Source organism: Xanthomonas sp. BRIP62415 (assembly GCF_003993515.1).
Classification (GTDB): Bacteria; Pseudomonadota; Gammaproteobacteria; order Xanthomonadales; family Xanthomonadaceae; genus Xanthomonas; species Xanthomonas euroxanthea.
Window position 1 is genome coordinate 77,712 of record NZ_QEZH01000006.1, and the last position, 15,653, is coordinate 93,364.

The window sequence follows — 15,653 nt, forward strand, 5'->3', positions numbered from 1 at the left end:
TGGCGGACATTGTTGGGCAGTCCTATATCGGCCGTAAGCGCTGCGGCCTGAGGACCGCGTGGCGCTCAAGTTCGGGTGTTGCATGTCGATATCCAGCGGAGCAGAGGTGCCCGAGCGCGGCGCGCCAACTTCATTTCGGGAGCATCGATGAGCAGGCGGTTGATTCGTCGCAACAGTGTGGCCAGTCGCTTGATGATTGGAACGGGGATCTTGGCGTTGCTGTGCTTCGGCTTGACGGCCGCTATCAGCTATTGGCGCAGTAGCGAGGCGTTACTCGGGTCATCCCGGGAGATGCTGCGCGAAGTGGCGCGTCATGAGGCCAGCGAAATCTCATCGGACGTTGGGTCCGCCTTCAACACGGGCGCGACCCTGGCCAATACGTTCCGCATCGAGCGCAAGGCCGATGGCGTGAGCCGCGCGTCGGCCGCGTCGGTGTTGCGCGAGCAATTGCGACTGCAAAAGAACTGGCTGGGCATCAGCACGCTCTGGGAGCCCGAGGCGTTCGATGGCCGCGACTCTGCCAATATCAACGCGCCATTTCATGACGCGACCGGACGCTTCATGGTGTATTGGTCGTACCAGAAGGACGCGTTGGTGCGGGAGGCCTTGCATAGCTATGACAAGCCGGGAGAAGGGGACTGGTACCTGGCCGCCCGCAAGAGCCATGCGCCGGTGGTACTTGAGCCGTATTACTATCCGGTGGCCGGCGTGGACACACTCATGACCACCTTGAGCACGCCGATCATGGAGGATGGCCATTTCCTCGGCACGGTCAACATCACCATCTCCCTGGATGCGTTGCAGAAACGGGTTGCGAGGCTTCGCCCGCTGGACGTCGGGCAGGCGATCCTGCTGTCGCCGACTGGCGCGGTGATGGCGAGCGCCGACACAAAGCAGGTCGGCAAGAAGATGACCGATGCTCATACGCAAGCCATGCTCGCTCAGGTGCGCTCGGGGAAAGTGAGTAGTGACGAGACACAGCTGGCTGGAGCTGATTGGCTGCGGGTGTTCGTGCCGTTGCGTCTGGGAGATGCGCCAGAGGTCTTTGCGCTCGGCATCATGGTTCCCAAGCACCACGTCATGGCGCAGGCCCGCTCCTTGCTTTGGGTGATCATCGTCGTGGGCCTGCTCTCGGCTGCCTTGCTCAGCGCCGCACTCTATGTCTTGTTGCGCCGCCAGGTGTTGGCGCCCCTGGCTGAGGCGGTGCGTGTATCTGCCGCAGTATCGTCCGGCGAACTCAATAGCCGGATCGCACCCCGTCGTCAGGATGAGATGGGCCAGCTGTTGCTGTCGATGGGCACGATGCAGGCGCAGCTACGCGCGGTCATCGAGGCCCAGGACGACATGGCGATGCGGCATGATGCCGGAGAGATGAGCTACCGCATGAATGCAGAGCGCTTTCCAGGCGAGTACGGCCGGATGGTGGCTGGCACCAACGACCTGGTGGATGCGCATGTACAGGTCCAGCGGCAACTCGTCGCGGTCATGTCGCGTTACGCCGTAGGAGACATGCAGGCGGATATGCCGCAACTGCCGGGTGAGAAGGCGGCGCTGAGCGACGCGATGGCAGCGACCAAGCGCAATCTCCAGGCGATCAACCGCCAGATTCTCGCGTTGGCGCAGGCTGCCGAGTCCGGAGACTTCTCGACGCGAGGCGATGCCGCTGCGTTCGATCACGATTTCCGCGGCATGGTGGAGGGGCTGAACAATCTGATGCAGACCACCGATGTCAACCTTGCGGAACTCTCCCGCCTGCTGCAGTCGATTGCCGCCGGCGATCTTACCGCGCGGATGACCGGCGACTTCCGCGGCGTCTTTGCTCAAATGCGCGACGATGCCAATGCCACTGCCAGCCAGTTGGCGATGATTGTGAGCAGCATCCAGACCTCGGCGGTTTCCATCAAGGGCGCCGCCAGCGAAATCGCTGCGGGCAATCAGGATCTGTCGCAACGAACCGAGCAGCAGGCCGCCAACCTTGAAGAGACAGCTGCATCGATGGAGGAGCTGACGTCCACCGTCAGGCAGAATGCCGAGGGCGCGCGCCAGGCGAACCAGCTCGCTATCGGCGCCGCCAGCGTCGCTGCCCAGGGGGGGCAGGTCGTGAACCAGGTGGTCGAGACGATGAGCGGTATCGAGGCTTCTTCCAGAAAGATTGCCGACATCATCTCTGTCATCGACGGAATAGCATTCCAGACCAACATCCTGGCATTGAATGCTGCAGTGGAGGCGGCACGCGCGGGCGAACAAGGCCGTGGCTTTGCGGTTGTCGCCTCCGAGGTGCGTACCCTCGCACAGCGCTCCTCCGGCGCGGCCAGGGAGATCAAGCATCTCATCGACGACTCGGTGCAGCGCGTCGGCGAAGGCTCCATTCTGGTGCACAACGCCGGCAAGACCATGAGTGAAGTGGTTGCGAGCGTACAGCGCGTGACCGACATCATGGGCGAGATTTCCGCCGCCTCGCAGGAACAATCGGCCGGCATCGAACAGGTCAACCAGACCGTCACCCAGATGGATGAGGCGACTCAGCAAAACGCAGCGCTGGTGGAAGAAGCCACGGCGGCTGCACGCTCGCTCGAAGATCAGGCGGTGCAGCTCACCGATGCGGTTGCCGTGTTCAAGATTGAAGGGAGCGCCGTCATTGCTGCCCGGCAACGTACGCCCGCTCCGGTGGCCCAGCACCTTGCAAATAAGAGCGGGAAGGTCGGTGCAGCAAAGCCTCGGCTGGTGAAGAGCACGTCGACCAGTGACGGTAGGTGGCAACAATTCTAGCGTTGGTGGTCTGGACACCGCCTGGAAGATGTTTCAGGTGCTGCAGCAGTGGCGGCCGCCAGAACATCGCAGCCAGTACAAGGCAGCCGACCGTCCAGTGTTCGTTGATACGTCGCACAAGGCCCGGCATCGTCCGGGCCTTGTGCGCTTGCGCCGTCGCCACACCCAGGTACCTGCCGGGCAGCTGACCTGCTGGCAGTCAATGCCTGCCTGGAACGTGGGCATCACGTCCGGATTGCATAACAAGCTGCGGATTTGGGTCGCCGACCGAACTGCAGCATGCCGACCAATCCCTATCCCTGCATTGTTCGATTCGGACCAACTTGCGCGTTGGAATGTTGCCGACCCACTCAGGACAAAATTTGCCCGGGGAGCATGATACCGGGCACAGCGGCAGGCTCATCGCGGCTCGTTCTATCAGAGAGATATCGAGCGGGAGGCTTACCAACCGCCTTGCGGAACATGGTGACGAACCCGCTGGCGTTTTCGTACCCCAGCTCCAACGCCACGGTCTGCACGCTTTCACCCTGGGTCAGGCGCTGAAGCGCAAGGATCACATGCAGCTGCCGACGCCAGCGTCCAAAGCTCATTCCTACTTCCTGCAGCAGGAGACGGCTGACACTTCGCTCACTCATGCCAATTCGGGTAGCCCAATCGCTTTTTGCGGTCTTGTCTGTGGGGTTGGCCAACAGCATGTCCGCGAGGCGACGTAATCGCGGATCGCGTGGCATTGGCAGGTGCAGATCCTCCACAGGAGCCGCCGCTAATTCATCCAGCAACGTGGCAATGAGCCTGTCTTCCCGGCTCCCAAACGCATACAACGCGGGGAAGCCAGCCGCTTTCAGAAGCAGCTCCCGCAGCAAGGGCGACACCGAGATCGTACAACAACGTCTGGGAAGATCCGGTGCGGCATTCGGTTCCACAAACAGGCAATAGCATTCCGTTTCCCCCGAGCCACGTGCCGCATGTGGCAAGTCTCCCGGGATCCATACAGCGCATTGTGGCGGCACGATCCAGACGCCATCTTCGATTTCGCAGTTCAGAACTCCGCGGACCGAGTAAATCAGTTGTGCCTTGCGGTGACGGTGCGTGGCATGTTCCCAGTCCTCGGTGACCGATGTGGTACTCAGTGAGACGACAGGGCGGGGGACATCATCAACATCCCCGGTCACAGCCAGGCCGGCGAGGGCGATGTTCGACATCATGCGTGTCAACCCACGGATCAAGGAGGGGCATTGGCCTAATCGAGAAATAGTATGGCTAGATTGCGCAATGACGTCTAGGTATCTCCCCAGCTATTGTGTATTCCATCATTTTTGGCTTGTTAAAGCTTTGCTGTCCGATGCAAGAGATGTCGCTTTCTTTTGGCGAGCCGAGCCGACGCCGCCAATGATGATCCATCTATTTTCGAAGGAATATTTGCATGCAAATCGATGCTTCGCAGTTTCCAATAACCTGGATGAGAAAAAGTATGTCAGCCGCAGGTTCTGCGATCTCTCCTTTCGTCGCATTTGAGGCGCTGCTCGCACGCAAGGAAGTCTTTCTTCTGATCAATGAGGATGGGCTTGATGGCGGTGAACATCCACATTCACCAGAAGAAAAGAAGCAGATGTCGCTATGGATGAAGCGTCACAAGAATGAGCTCCGCACCTATGTCAAGGCGGCTATCTATGTTGAGAAAAGTAGCGCCAAGCGACTAGCTTCCAGGGCGTTCGCGTCGATGTATGAGAAGTTCTGGGGCTATCCCATGCTCATGGTCGCCACCAAGGATGAAGCGCTGACCCTGGCGCGTACATTGTTGCCAGGCGATCCTTAGAGACATTGTGAGCATTCTCCTTTGCAGGATCGGCTTGCTTTGTGGAAGTCTTTTACGTCCAAGTCTGGCGTTTATCGGCGCAGCGCGTTACTAGCCCTCTCAGCCGCGTGGCATGTTTTGGTGTTCTGGAGTCACGAGATGACCTCTCTTTTTTCGCCAGCTCATGCGGCTGAAACGCCCTACCTGGCATTGGTGACACTTGTTCCGGCATTGGCGCTTTCTATTGGGATGCAGGTAGATCGCCCGAGCAAGGCGGATGCGATTGCGGCCGACTGCGATAGCGCGCGCTGTCCACCGCACGGCCGGTCGGTCTGTGATGGGTGGAACGGTTTGTGGCCTGAAACCAGTGCGGGTTAGCGAATGAGTCTGCCGTCGCTTGCAGGCGGCTACGGCGAGCACAGCTCCGCGCAGCCATGATCCCTCAGGCGGGGCCGACGGCCTTTAGGCAGCGTTTCGACGTCGCAGTTGGGCAATCAACCATCCAACCTTCTGCGAAGGGTGAGCAAGCAGCCCATTATCAGGGTCTTCGTCCGTGAAGCTGTCGGTAGCCCTCTTCTTGATTTTGCCGTGTGCCCTCTCATCGTGCGGTTCTTAGCAGGAAGTTCATCAGCTAGTTTTGATCTCCATAAGAAGGCGGTCATTGCTTATGTCGAGCGATCAAGCTATCCGAAGTTGCAGGGCGCTACAGAAGCGGACATGTCATTCAAAGAAGGCGGACAAGATCGAGGTCTTCGAGGGCATGTGCATGGAAAGTCCGCGCTATGAGGGGCGTGTCATTGCGGCCGTCTGGGGCGATCCGGAGATGATCAAGCTGGCAGGCAAGACGCTGATCGGAGCCGAATTGGGCAAGCGTTACGGCGTGTCGGATCTTCCTGGCTTCGACCCGAAATCGCTACGCGAGTATTACGGTTCTCCACATCCCCGGTTCGATCTCGACTGAAGCGTGGGATTTCCGTGGGCGTTGCTTTGTCAGGGCAGTCTGAGCGTGGCATCTTGAGGCCACGTTCACCAAATCAGGAATGCGCCAGTGCGTGACAGCGACGGGGTAGGTGCCCAATTATCGTTTGCCCTGTATGGAGCAGCCAACCTGGTCATGCGGCTGCACAAGCAGTTCCTGGATCCGCTGGGGCTGACTTTCCCTCAGTACCTGGTGATTCTCGAGCTGCTGCACAGCTCGCCGCGCACCGTGGGCGAGTTGTGTACGCGTCTTGGAATGGATACCGGAACGATGACCCCCGCTGCTCAAGCGGCTGCAGGCTGCGGACATGGTGACCCGCACGCGCGATGTGACCGACGAGCGCCGCGTGTTTGTCGACTTGACTGATGCGAGCCATGCCATCGGAGCCAAGGTCCGCGCCGTTAACGGCCAGATCAGAGCCGCTTGCCAGCTGGACGAAGCGGGCTTGGACAACCTTCGTCATACGCTGGAAGCGTTGGGGCATCCCGCAAGCGAGTGAGTCGGGATGCGGCGGCTTGCTCCCGACTGCAAAGTTGTGTTTTCGCCGAATCGTCAACCCCGTTGAAGAAACGACCTGCGGCGCTGCCGGTTGCTCACGCATCGCTTGCGCGTACGGCGCGGGTATCTGGTTGCGAAGGCCTTTCCAAGACGCCATGCAGGATGATGTCGAGCACCTTTCCCAGGTATTTGCGAATGGCAGCAGGCCTTGCGCTGGGTAGCGTCCCAATCAGGACCAGGCGTCTCGGGTGAGCAACCAGCGCGTCGTAGATGAACGGCGCCATCTCCGCAGCAAGCGGGGTGATGGGCTGGCCCTTGGAGGCCGCCTGCTCCAGCAGCGACTGGATCAGCAACGCCGGGGTGCGATGAAGCCAGGCAGCAAGTTGCGAATGGAGCCCTGGTCTGCGCTCGGAAATTCTTGCCACCAGCGCTTCCATGGCCACGACCTCGGCGCTGAGTGAGGCATCAAGCATGCGCTGCGCCACATACAGCAGCCGGTCCTTCAACAGTCCATCTGGAACCGACAAGGCAATCGGCTGCAGCAAGCGTGCCGCACCGTGCTCGATCGCCGCCACCACGAGAGCGTCGCGCGACCCGAAGCGGGCGTACAGCGTCCGTTTGGAGGCCTGGGCGGCAAGCGCTATGCCGTCCATGGTCACGTGCTCCTCTCCATGCTCGACTAACTGTGCCAGTGCGACCTCCAGAATGTGTCCGTTCATCCTGGCCGCCACGTCGCGTGTGGGGCGGCCACCTTGACTGGCGCGCGGTGGGATGAGCTTGTCGGGGCGAAGATGGGAATTGGACATGGACGGACTGAACGAAGGGGCTTCCCATTGTGCCGGTTTCGCGCCAGCTGAAAAAACGAAACTGCGTGGTATAGTTTTTTGAGGCAGGCATTGCGGCTCGGCTGCAGGCCTTCGCCACGCGCCTGGGCAATCCACCATCGACTGGAACATGGAGAACGCTATTCATGAGCGACGACTACAGCGCCAAATACAACGCGATCAAGCACTCGGAGGCACCGGTCACGCTCGCAGATGAGGCGACCCACTTCGAGGCGCTGGCGCTTCCGTCCAGCCAAACGGATATCTGGGAAGAGACTGCACTGGGAGTGGTCGCCGAGGCCGGCGAGTACGACGTACTGCTCTGGGCCGCCGGCTATGCGCTGTTCGGCAACGGCAAGGGCCTATGGGGCGAAGGCGCCTCTGCCGAGCGTGAAATCCAGTTGATCGTGGTCCCCAAGTCCCAGCGCGGGTCGATGTCCGACAACGATTTCGTGCGCGTGGGCTGGACGCCAAGCGAACGGCTCAAGGGAGACAAGTTCAAGGTGACCAGGAGCGAAGATGCGGTGACCTGGGATTTCGATGGCTTGCGCTTTGTCGCCCAGCCGCCTCAATGGCGGTTGGAGGGCCACGCAGGCGATGCGCAGTTCGACCTACGCTATGCGCAGAAGGGCGCACCGCTCTGGAACTGGGGTCCCTTCGATAAGGCGAGCGAGAACGACCGCGCGGGTTACGACGTGTTCGTTGGTGTGGAGGGCACCATCAAAACCCCGGCGTACCAGCTTGAACTCAGCGACGGCTATGGCGTGCGTGAGCACATCATCACCGGTCAGTCGAACGATCCGATCAAGAACCTACCTGCGCCCAACTGGATGTGGTGGCTGTACACAATCCAGGATGACGTCAAGATCAACTTCTTCCAGCCCCGGGACGGAATGCAGCTGGGCTTCGTCAAGTACGGTGACAACAAGCAGGTCAACATCAACGCCGCCAGCGGTGAGGGAGACATCGAGTTCGAGGTTCTGGAAAAGTGGGAGGACCCGCGCACCGGTATCAACCTGCCCGTCAAATGGCGGCTGAAGATGACCAACGGTGACACGGTGGTCGACGTGCACATTGCCGCGCACGGCCGCGCATATAGCCACTGGCCGGTTGCCAGCGGCACGCGCATCTATTGTTATCTGCTGTCGACGATGACCGGCCAGATCCGGCTACCGGACGGGCGTTCGGTGCAACTGAAGGAACACCTGACCGTCAATTCGTTCTGTCGCACCATCCTGACCGCGAGCGAGAGCAGCCAGGGGCCAACGTTCGAGCCTTTGGCCTGACCGCAGGTGCCCAGCGCCATGGCAGGATTACCGCATGGCGCTAGGTAGCGACGGACGCGCTAGCGCCGGCCCGGTGCTCTCCGGGCTGTGCAGGTCATCCGCATCCATCGGCGGCCACTGGGCCTGGATGCGCACCATGGCCCCCGCATACATCGACACGGCTGGGGTCACTGCGCACCAATTGGATTCGCACGCATCGGCGATAAGCGTGAGCGATCTGCTGGGGCCGCGCCGGTGGCCCATGTTCAGCATGCTGCGCAGCATCTGGTGCGCAGCGGAGCAGCTGCACACCAGGCATTTCGCCAGCCTGCCCGAGCCTGGGCGCATCGGCATCTGCTGCGCGCTTCGGGCCTGCCGAGGCTCATCTTTAAGCTGCGCAACCCTCAAGATCGCTTCCATGCTTTTTGTGCGCCCTGGCGAACGGCGGCAGGCTGGTGGACGGATATCGACCGGGCCGCAGGCGGGTGTCCAATGCTCGGCTGAGCGGATCATCAGCCGATAGGGAATCTGCCGCGTCCAACCTTGCCTGGCACCGCCCTTGTTGACGGTGACGTCGTTCCAGCGCCGGGTCGCCACCGGGGCCACCGTGCACCGGACTCGCCAGCGGAATGATCCGTTCGGGAAGCCGAGGGCAAGCCCGTGCGAAGATATGCCATGCGTGGTCCCTGTCGACCCCGGCACCTGGTGCATCAACCAAACAAGCGGGTATCGGAGCGGGTATCAGCAGTCTCATCGGGCACATGGCCCTTTTAAAACAGATAGATAGGCCAACTATGTTGCTGATGCTCGATAACTACGACAGCTTCACCTACAACCTCGTGCAGTACCTGCAGGCGCTGGGCGCCGAGGTCACGGTGGTGCGCAACGACGCGATGAGCGTGGATCAGATCGCCGCGCTCAGGCCCGAGCGCATCGTGATCTCGCCCGGCCCGTGCACCCCGAACGAGGCCGGCATCTCGCTGCAGCTGATCGAGCAGCTGGGTCAGACCACGCCGATCCTGGGCGTGTGTCTTGGGCATCAAAGCATCGGTCAGGTCTACGGCGGCGATGTGATCCGCGCCGACAACATCATGCATGGCAAGACCTCGCCGATCCGCCACCAGGGCAAGGGCGTGTTCGCCGGCCTGCCGGACAGCTACGAGGCCACCCGCTATCACTCGCTGGTGGTAGACAAGGCCACCTTGCCCGACGCGCTGGAAGTCACTGCCTGGACCGAGCATCCGGATGGCTCGATCGAAGAGATCATGGGCCTGCGTCATCGCCAGTTCCCGGTCGAAGGCGTGCAGTTCCATCCCGAGTCGATCCTGACCCAGCATGGTCACGCCCTGCTGAAGAACTTCCTGCAGCGTTGATCGCAATGCGTACCGCGTGCGTCGCAAGGGCCGCTGCAATCTGCGTCAGTCGTGATGCAGTCTTCGGCACCATCGATGCATCGGCGACCCATGCGCGCGCTGCCCGCAATCGGCTGCGCGCCAGCGTGCAGCGGGTTTCCCGCCTCGCTTCTTCCACACCTGCATCCGGATCCCGATGAGCACCGCCAGCGACAGTTTCCACTTCTACGAACCGAGCCAGGGCCACGGACTGCCACACGATCCGTTCAATGCCATCGTCGGTCCGCGACCGATCGGCTGGATCGGCTCGCGCAGTGCCGGGGGCATCGCCAATCTGGCGCCTTACAGCTTCTTCAACGCGTTCAACTACGTGCCGCCGATCGTCGGCTTTGCCAGCATCGGCCGCAAGGACAGCCTGCGCAACATCGAAGCCACCGGCGAATTCACATGGAACCTGGCCACGCGCCCCTTGGCCGAGGCGATGAATGCCAGCGCCGCGATGGTGCCGGCGGAGGTCGACGAGTTCGCATTGGCCGACCTGGAAATGGCGCCGTCGCGGCTGATCGCTGCCCCGCGTGTGGCGGCCAGCCCGGTCAGTTTCGAATGCCGGCTCAGCCAGCTGCTGCCGCTGCAGAGCGCAAGCGGGCAGGCCATCGAAACCTGGCTGGTCCTGGGCGAGGTGGTCGGTGTGCATCTGGCGCACGCGGCGCTGCAGGACGGTATCTACGATCCTGCTGCCGTACAGACGATTCTGCGTGCGGGCGGCGCCGCCGATTATTTCGAAGTGCAGGCGCAGGCGCGCTTCCGTATGCGGCGTCCGGGCCAATGAGCGCTGCGCATCGCAGTGCTGCGTGGCGTTGCCGCCGGGCGCGACTGCAGCGCCAGGATTGATCGATCACGCTCACTGCCGCACATCTTTCCCACGTTTTGCCACGGTCCTTGTCCATGCCCATCACCCCGCAAGAAGCCCTGCAGCGCACCATCGAACACCGCGAAATCTTCCATGACGAAATGGTCGAGCTGATGCGCCAGATCATGCGTGGCGAGGTCTCGGACATGATGGTCGCGGCCATCCTCACCGGGTTGCGGGTCAAGAAGGAAACCATCGGCGAGATCGCCGGCGCAGCCACGGTGATGCGCGAGTTCTCGCGTCGTGTGGAAGTGGATGATCGCCGGCACATGGTCGACATCGTCGGCACCGGTGGCGATGGTTCGCATACCTTCAACATCTCCACCTGCGCGATGTTCGTGGCTGCCGCCGGCGGCGCCAAGGTCGCCAAGCACGGCAACCGCAGCGTCTCGTCCAAGTCCGGCAGTGCCGACGCGCTGGAGGCACTGGGCGCGGCGATCGAGTTGCAGCCCGAGCAGGTCGCCGCCTCGCTGGCGCAGACCGGTATCGGCTTCATGTATGCGCCGGTGCATCATCCGGCCATGAAGGTGGTGGCGCCGGTGCGCCGCGAAATGGGCGTGCGCACCATCTTCAACATCCTCGGCCCGCTGACCAACCCGGCCGGCTCGCCGAACATCCTGATGGGCGTGTTCCATCCGGATCTGGTCGGCATCCAGGCGCGCGTGCTGCAGGAACTCGGTGCCGAGCGCGCGCTGGTGGTGTGGGGACGCGATGGCATGGACGAACTCTCGCTCGGTGCCGGCACCCTGGTCGGCGAGCTGCGCGATGGCCAGGTGCGCGAGTACGAGGTGCATCCGGAGGATTTCGGCATCGCCATGTCGGCCAGCCGCAACCTCAAGGTGGCCGATGCCGCGCAGTCGCGCACGATGCTGCTGCAGGTGCTGGACAACGTGCCCGGCCCGGCGCTGGACATCGTCGCCCTCAATGCCGGTGCGGCCCTTTACGTGGCAGGCGTGTCCGACAGCATCGCCGACGGCGTCGTGCGTGCGCGTGCGGTCCTGGCCGATGGCGCGGCGCGTGCAAAACTGGATGCCTATGTTGCCTTCACCCGGCAGACTGCCGCGCAGCGCTGACCCCTGCCACTGCACCGGCAGGCACGCGTCGGCACCCTCACGCCACCGCTGGCATGCTGCGCGCCGGCGCGTGGCCGCGGCCAGTTGCGGCCGTCTTGACCGATAATGCCCGCCCGCCAGGACCCGATACGATGAGCGACATCCTCAACACCATCCTTGCCCGCAAGGCCGAAGAAATCGCCGAGCGCAGTGCGCGCGTGCCGCTGGCCGAGCTGATCGCGCGCAGCGCCGACCTGCCGCTCACGCGCGGGTTTGCCGCCGCCATGCAGGCCAGCATCGCCGCCGGCGAGCCGGCGGTGATCGCCGAAGTGAAGAAGGCCAGTCCGTCCAAGGGCGTGATCCGCCCCGACTTCCACCCGGCCGACATCGCGGTGAGCTACGAATTCGGCGGCGCCAGTTGCCTGTCGGTGCTGACCGATGTGGACTTCTTCCAGGGCGCCGATGCCTATCTGCGCCAGGCGCGAGAGGCCTGCACGCTGCCGGTGCTGCGCAAGGATTTCACCGTCGACCCCTATCAGGTCTACGAAGCGCGCGTGCTCGGCGCCGATTGCATCCTGCTGATCGTCTCGGCACTGGAGGACGCGCAGCTGGCCGAGCTCTCCGGCCTGGCCATGCAGCTGGGCCTGGACGTGCTGGTGGAAGTGCATGACATCGACGAGCTCGAGCGCGCGGTGCAGGTGCCGGTGCCGCTGGTGGGCATCAACAACCGCAATCTGCGCACCTTCGAGGTGACGCTGCAGACCACCCTGGACATGCGCGCCGCCGTGCCGCGTGACCGCATCCTGGTGACCGAAAGCGGCATCGTGACGCCGGCCGATGTGCAGTTGATGCGCGGCCACGGCGTGAACGCGTTTCTGGTCGGCGAGACCTTCATGCGCGCGCCCGAACCCGGCGAGTCGCTGCGTCAGCTATTCTTCGCGCATGACTGAGGCGTATCCCGTACCGCGCGACGACGCACCGCTGGTGGTCTTCGATTTCGACCACACGCTGTATGACGGTGACTCCGGCAGCCACCTGTTCGCCTGGCTGATCAAGCGCAACCCGTTGCGTCTGCTGGTGGCGCTGTTGGCCTCGCCGATCCTCGGCCCGATGGTGGCGATGCTGCCGACCCGCCGCCGCGGCGTGTCCGGTTATGTGTGGATCGCCACCTTCGGCCTGCACCGCGCGCGCGAGTTCAATCGCTTCATCGATGCGTACGTGCTCAAGCATGAAGCGCAGATCCGGCAGCGCTTGTTGCCGCACGCCTTGAAGGTGTTCACCGACCACCGCGCCGCCGGCGACCGTGTGGTGGTGGCCACCGGCGCGCCGCCGGAACTGGCGCGCGCGATTCTCGGCTTTGTCGCCCATCAGGACGTGCCGGTGATCGGCAGCCTGGTCGGCCCACGCCTGGGTGCAGTCACCGCGCGACGTCACTGCCACAACGAAGAGAAGATGCGCATGCTGCGCGAACGCGGCTATGCCGACATTGCCATTGCCTATTCGGACAGCACCGCGGATCTGCCGCTGTTGAAGGCCGCGCGTGCGCCGGTGGTGGTCAATCCGAAGGCCAATCGCGAAGCGCTGTTCCGGCAGGTGCTGCCGGCCGGCACGCCGATCCTCAACTGGGGATGTCGCGATCGCGGTGGCAAGGCGCTGTAGCGCCTGGCGCCGGTAGCGGCGCGCAGCCCGGCGGGCACGGCAGGTATTCGAACTCGGCAGCTACCGCGCAGACGCACGGCTTGCTTCGCGCGCATCCGGTGGCTGTTCACCAAGATTTACTGGTCAAGCCAAGCCCGCCGAAGCAGCAGGGAAGGGTAAGCAGCTAGTAATGCACGGCACGCACGCAGCACGCGGCGGCGCAGCGCGCCTGACTGCATCAGTCCGCATACCGTGCGGCATGCGGTTCAAGCTGCGGCTGGTGCAGTGTTGCACCAGCCGCGACCACAACCGTTTAGCGGGTGCCGTAGAGCACGACGGTCTTGCCGCGTGCATGCAGCAGGCCATCGGCCTGCAGCTTCTTGAGCACGCGCCCGGCCATTTCACGCGAACAGCCCACCAGCCGTGCCAATTCCTGCCGCGATACGCGCAGCTGGGTGCCCTGCGGATGACTCATCGCTTCCGGCTCCTTGGACAGGTCGTGCAGGGTGCGCACGATGCGGTCGGTCACGTCCAGGAACGCCAGGCGGCTGGCTTTCCTTGTGGTGTCGAGCAACCGTTTGGACAGCTGGACGCCAATCGCATACAGGATGCGCGGCGCATCCGGCGACAGGCTGGTCTGGAACAGCTGCTGCAGCCGCTCGTAGCTGATCTCGGCCAGCTCGCACTGGGTGCGGGTGCGCAAGATCACCTCGCGGGTATCGGATTCGATGAACAACCCCATCTCGCCGACGAACTCGCCGCTACCGAAGTAGCCCAGCACCAACTCACGATCGTCATCTTCCTCGGCAATGATGCTCACCGAGCCACTGATCACGTAGTAGAGGGTGCCAGCCGGGTCTCCTGGCCGGAACACATCGGTCCGGGTCGGATAGCGCCTGCGATGGCTGTGCGCCAGGAAACGCTCGATCGTGCCCGCGTCCAGCGCCAGAGAAGGGGTAGCGTTACGTACCGTCGTAGTCACAACCGTCGTGTTTCCTGGGCTCATGGTAGTTCCGCGTGTAATTCCTGAAGCTTAACGGCATGAGTCATGCAAGGTAAACCATTCTTAACGTCGGCATTTCGTTGCTGGGATCTTTGGCTCATAATTGTTTCCTTTCCCGCCTTCCATAAGGACAGACCGACGTGGTCAAGCCGTTGCCTCGCCTGAGGCTACAGGGGTTCAACAACCTCACCAAGGCGTTGAGCTTCAACATCTACGACGTCTGTTATGCGCGTACCGAAGAGGAGCGTCAGCGCTACATCGAATATATCGATGAGCAATACGACGCCGATCGTCTGACGCAGATCCTGACCGATGTTGCCGAGATCATTGGCGCCAACATCCTCAATATCGCACGTCAGGACTACGATCCGCAGGGCGCATCGGTCACGATCCTGATCTCGGAAGAGCCCGTCATCGACAAGAAGCAGGCCGGCAAGGAGCTGATCTCCGATGCAGTGGTCGCTCATATGGACAAGAGTCATATCACTGTCCATACATACCCCGAGACGCATCCGCAGGAGGGTATCGCCACGTTCCGTGCCGATATCGACGTGGCCACCTGTGGCGTGATCTCGCCGCTGAAGGCGCTGAACTACCTGATCGAGAGTCTGGAATCGGACATCGTGATCATGGACTACCGCGTCCGTGGCTTCACCCGCGATGTGAAGGGCAAGAAGCATTACATCGACCACAAGATCAACTCGATCCAGCACTTCCTCGCCAAGAACGTGAAGTCGCGCTACGAGATGTTCGACGTGAACGTCTATCAGGAAAACATCTTCCACACCAAGATGCACCTGAAGGACTTCGACCTGGACCAGTACCTGTTCGAGGAACGCGCCAAGAACCTCTCGTTCAAAGAGCGCATGAAGATCGAAACGCTGCTCAAGCGCGAAATCGAAGAACTGTTCCACGGGCGCAACCTGAGCGAGTAAGCGCAGCGAGCGAGCTGTTGCGCGGCTGCCTGCAGGCGCGCGAAAGAACCAAGGCGGGACGGCCCGCCACGCGATGACCTCGCGTTCCACAGCCGACGGCGGCCCAGTGTGCAAGCACTGGGCCGCTTTTTTTTTGTGCGTTTTTCAACTGAGGAGTACTGCGATGCCCTGGATCTATCTGCTGCTGGCCGGCCTGTTCGAAATCGGTTTTGCCATGGGCCTGAAGTACAGCGACGGCTTCACCCGCCTGTGGCCGACGGTGCTGACCATCGGTCTGGCAGGCATCAGCCTGTGGTTTCTGACCCAGGCGCTGAAGACCATCCCGGTAGGCACCGGTTATGCGATCTGGACCGGGATCGGCGCGCTGGGCGTGACCATCGCCGGCATCGCGCTGTTCGGCGACAGCGCCTCATGGTCGCGTCTGGCCTGCATCGGCCTGATCGTGGCCGGGGTGATCGGATTGAAGTTGGTGGGGTAGGCGTGGTCAGTCCCGGTGGTCAGTCCCGGTGGTCAGTCCCACTGCGTGGGTCTGCCCCCCAAGGTTTGCTGCGCAAACCTCGGGCCCCACGCGTAGTCAGTCCCACTGCGTGGACCTGCCCCCCAAGGTTTGCTACGCAAACCTCGGGCCCCACT

17 protein-coding genes and 1 pseudogene are annotated in these 15,653 nt (G+C 62.4%); 14 read left to right on the forward strand and 4 right to left on the reverse strand.

Annotation, left to right across the window (positions count from 1 at the left end):
• Positions 1 to 147: 147 nt before the first annotated feature.
• Positions 148 to 2,769 carry a methyl-accepting chemotaxis protein gene (locus tag EO141_RS21855; RefSeq protein ID WP_127168263.1) on the forward strand — a complete coding sequence of 874 codons (2,622 nt, stop codon included), beginning with the start codon at positions 148 to 150 and terminating at the stop codon, positions 2,767 to 2,769.
• A 350-nt stretch (positions 2,770 to 3,119) separates the two neighbouring features.
• Here the strand turns inward: EO141_RS21855 and EO141_RS00625 are convergent, their stop codons facing one another.
• Positions 3,120 to 3,974, reverse strand: coding sequence for a helix-turn-helix transcriptional regulator (locus EO141_RS00625; RefSeq protein ID WP_241236595.1), 855 nt, complete (start codon positions 3,972 to 3,974; stop codon positions 3,120 to 3,122).
• Positions 3,975 to 4,192: 218 nt separating this feature from the next.
• Here EO141_RS00625 and EO141_RS00630 point away from each other — a divergent pair, with 218 nt between their 5' ends.
• The 5 genes and pseudogenes from EO141_RS00630 to EO141_RS21880 all read left to right on the forward strand — a co-directional run bounded on the left by EO141_RS00630 (position 4,193) and on the right by EO141_RS21880 (position 6,042).
• Positions 4,193 to 4,585, forward strand: coding sequence for a hypothetical protein (locus tag EO141_RS00630; RefSeq protein WP_127168264.1), 393 nt, complete (start codon positions 4,193 to 4,195; stop codon positions 4,583 to 4,585).
• Between the two features lie 138 nt (positions 4,586 to 4,723).
• Positions 4,724 to 4,942, forward strand: a complete 219-nt coding sequence (locus tag EO141_RS21290; RefSeq protein ID WP_164738989.1) for a hypothetical protein — start codon at positions 4,724 to 4,726, stop codon at positions 4,940 to 4,942.
• Between the two features lie 141 nt (positions 4,943 to 5,083).
• Positions 5,084 to 5,350: a hypothetical protein gene (locus EO141_RS21295; RefSeq protein ID WP_164738980.1), complete on the forward strand. Its 267-nt coding sequence runs from the start codon at positions 5,084 to 5,086 to the stop codon at positions 5,348 to 5,350.
• Positions 5,331 to 5,525 (forward strand): hypothetical protein, encoded by a 195-nt coding sequence (locus EO141_RS00635; RefSeq protein ID WP_206514761.1) that lies wholly within the window; start codon positions 5,331 to 5,333, stop codon positions 5,523 to 5,525. Before EO141_RS21295 ends, EO141_RS00635 begins: the two co-directional genes overlap by 20 nt.
• Positions 5,526 to 5,597: 72 nt before the next feature.
• Positions 5,598 to 6,042: pseudogene (locus EO141_RS21880) on the forward strand (MarR family winged helix-turn-helix transcriptional regulator).
• Positions 6,043 to 6,136: 94 nt separating this feature from the next.
• Here the strand turns inward: EO141_RS21880 and EO141_RS00645 are convergent.
• Positions 6,137 to 6,847 carry a TetR/AcrR family transcriptional regulator gene (locus EO141_RS00645; protein ID WP_164738990.1) on the reverse strand — a complete coding sequence of 237 codons (711 nt, stop codon included), beginning with the start codon at positions 6,845 to 6,847 and terminating at the stop codon, positions 6,137 to 6,139.
• 164 nt (positions 6,848 to 7,011) lie between these two features.
• Between EO141_RS00645 and EO141_RS00650 the strand changes: the two genes are divergently transcribed.
• Positions 7,012 to 8,151, forward strand: coding sequence for a lipocalin family protein (locus tag EO141_RS00650; protein WP_119129437.1), 1,140 nt, complete (start codon positions 7,012 to 7,014; stop codon positions 8,149 to 8,151).
• Positions 8,152 to 8,178: 27 nt separating this feature from the next.
• On the opposite strand, the gene EO141_RS00655 is transcribed toward EO141_RS00650, so the two are convergent.
• Positions 8,179 to 8,727 carry a hypothetical protein gene (locus EO141_RS00655; protein ID WP_127168266.1) on the reverse strand — a complete coding sequence of 183 codons (549 nt, stop codon included), beginning with the start codon at positions 8,725 to 8,727 and terminating at the stop codon, positions 8,179 to 8,181.
• A 197-nt stretch (positions 8,728 to 8,924) separates the two neighbouring features.
• Here EO141_RS00655 and EO141_RS00660 point away from each other — a divergent pair, with 197 nt between their 5' ends.
• From EO141_RS00660 to EO141_RS00680, 5 genes are all read left to right on the forward strand, one after another.
• Positions 8,925 to 9,503 (forward strand): aminodeoxychorismate/anthranilate synthase component II, encoded by a 579-nt coding sequence (locus EO141_RS00660; protein WP_104583518.1) that lies wholly within the window; start codon positions 8,925 to 8,927, stop codon positions 9,501 to 9,503.
• A gap of 175 nt (positions 9,504 to 9,678) precedes the next feature.
• A complete protein-coding gene (locus tag EO141_RS00665) occupies positions 9,679 to 10,311 on the forward strand; it encodes a flavin reductase family protein (protein WP_127168267.1) in 633 nt (210 codons plus the stop codon).
• A gap of 116 nt (positions 10,312 to 10,427) precedes the next feature.
• Positions 10,428 to 11,465, forward strand: coding sequence for an anthranilate phosphoribosyltransferase (trpD, locus tag EO141_RS00670; RefSeq protein ID WP_127168268.1), 1,038 nt, complete (start codon positions 10,428 to 10,430; stop codon positions 11,463 to 11,465).
• A gap of 131 nt (positions 11,466 to 11,596) precedes the next feature.
• On the forward strand, positions 11,597 to 12,394 hold the full coding sequence (gene trpC / locus EO141_RS00675; protein WP_104583521.1) for an indole-3-glycerol phosphate synthase TrpC: 798 nt from the start codon (positions 11,597 to 11,599) through the stop codon (positions 12,392 to 12,394).
• Positions 12,387 to 13,103, forward strand: a complete 717-nt coding sequence (locus EO141_RS00680; protein WP_104583522.1) for a haloacid dehalogenase-like hydrolase — start codon at positions 12,387 to 12,389, stop codon at positions 13,101 to 13,103. The genes trpC and EO141_RS00680 overlap by 8 nt, the downstream gene beginning before the upstream one ends.
• Positions 13,104 to 13,395: 292 nt before the next feature.
• On the opposite strand, the gene crp is transcribed toward EO141_RS00680, so the two are convergent.
• The gene (gene crp / locus EO141_RS00685; protein WP_024938194.1) at positions 13,396 to 14,088 is read right to left on the reverse strand and encodes a cAMP-activated global transcriptional regulator CRP; all 693 of its coding nucleotides are present in this window, start codon (positions 14,086 to 14,088) and stop codon (positions 13,396 to 13,398) included.
• A gap of 137 nt (positions 14,089 to 14,225) precedes the next feature.
• On the opposite strand from crp, the gene speD reads away from it, so the two are divergent.
• Positions 14,226 to 15,020 (forward strand): adenosylmethionine decarboxylase, encoded by a 795-nt coding sequence (gene speD / locus EO141_RS00690; RefSeq protein WP_005990692.1) that lies wholly within the window; start codon positions 14,226 to 14,228, stop codon positions 15,018 to 15,020.
• Between the two features lie 163 nt (positions 15,021 to 15,183).
• Positions 15,184 to 15,498, forward strand: a complete 315-nt coding sequence (locus EO141_RS00695) for a multidrug efflux SMR transporter (protein ID WP_003483069.1) — start codon at positions 15,184 to 15,186, stop codon at positions 15,496 to 15,498.
• The last annotated feature ends 155 nt before the right edge of the window (positions 15,499 to 15,653 follow it).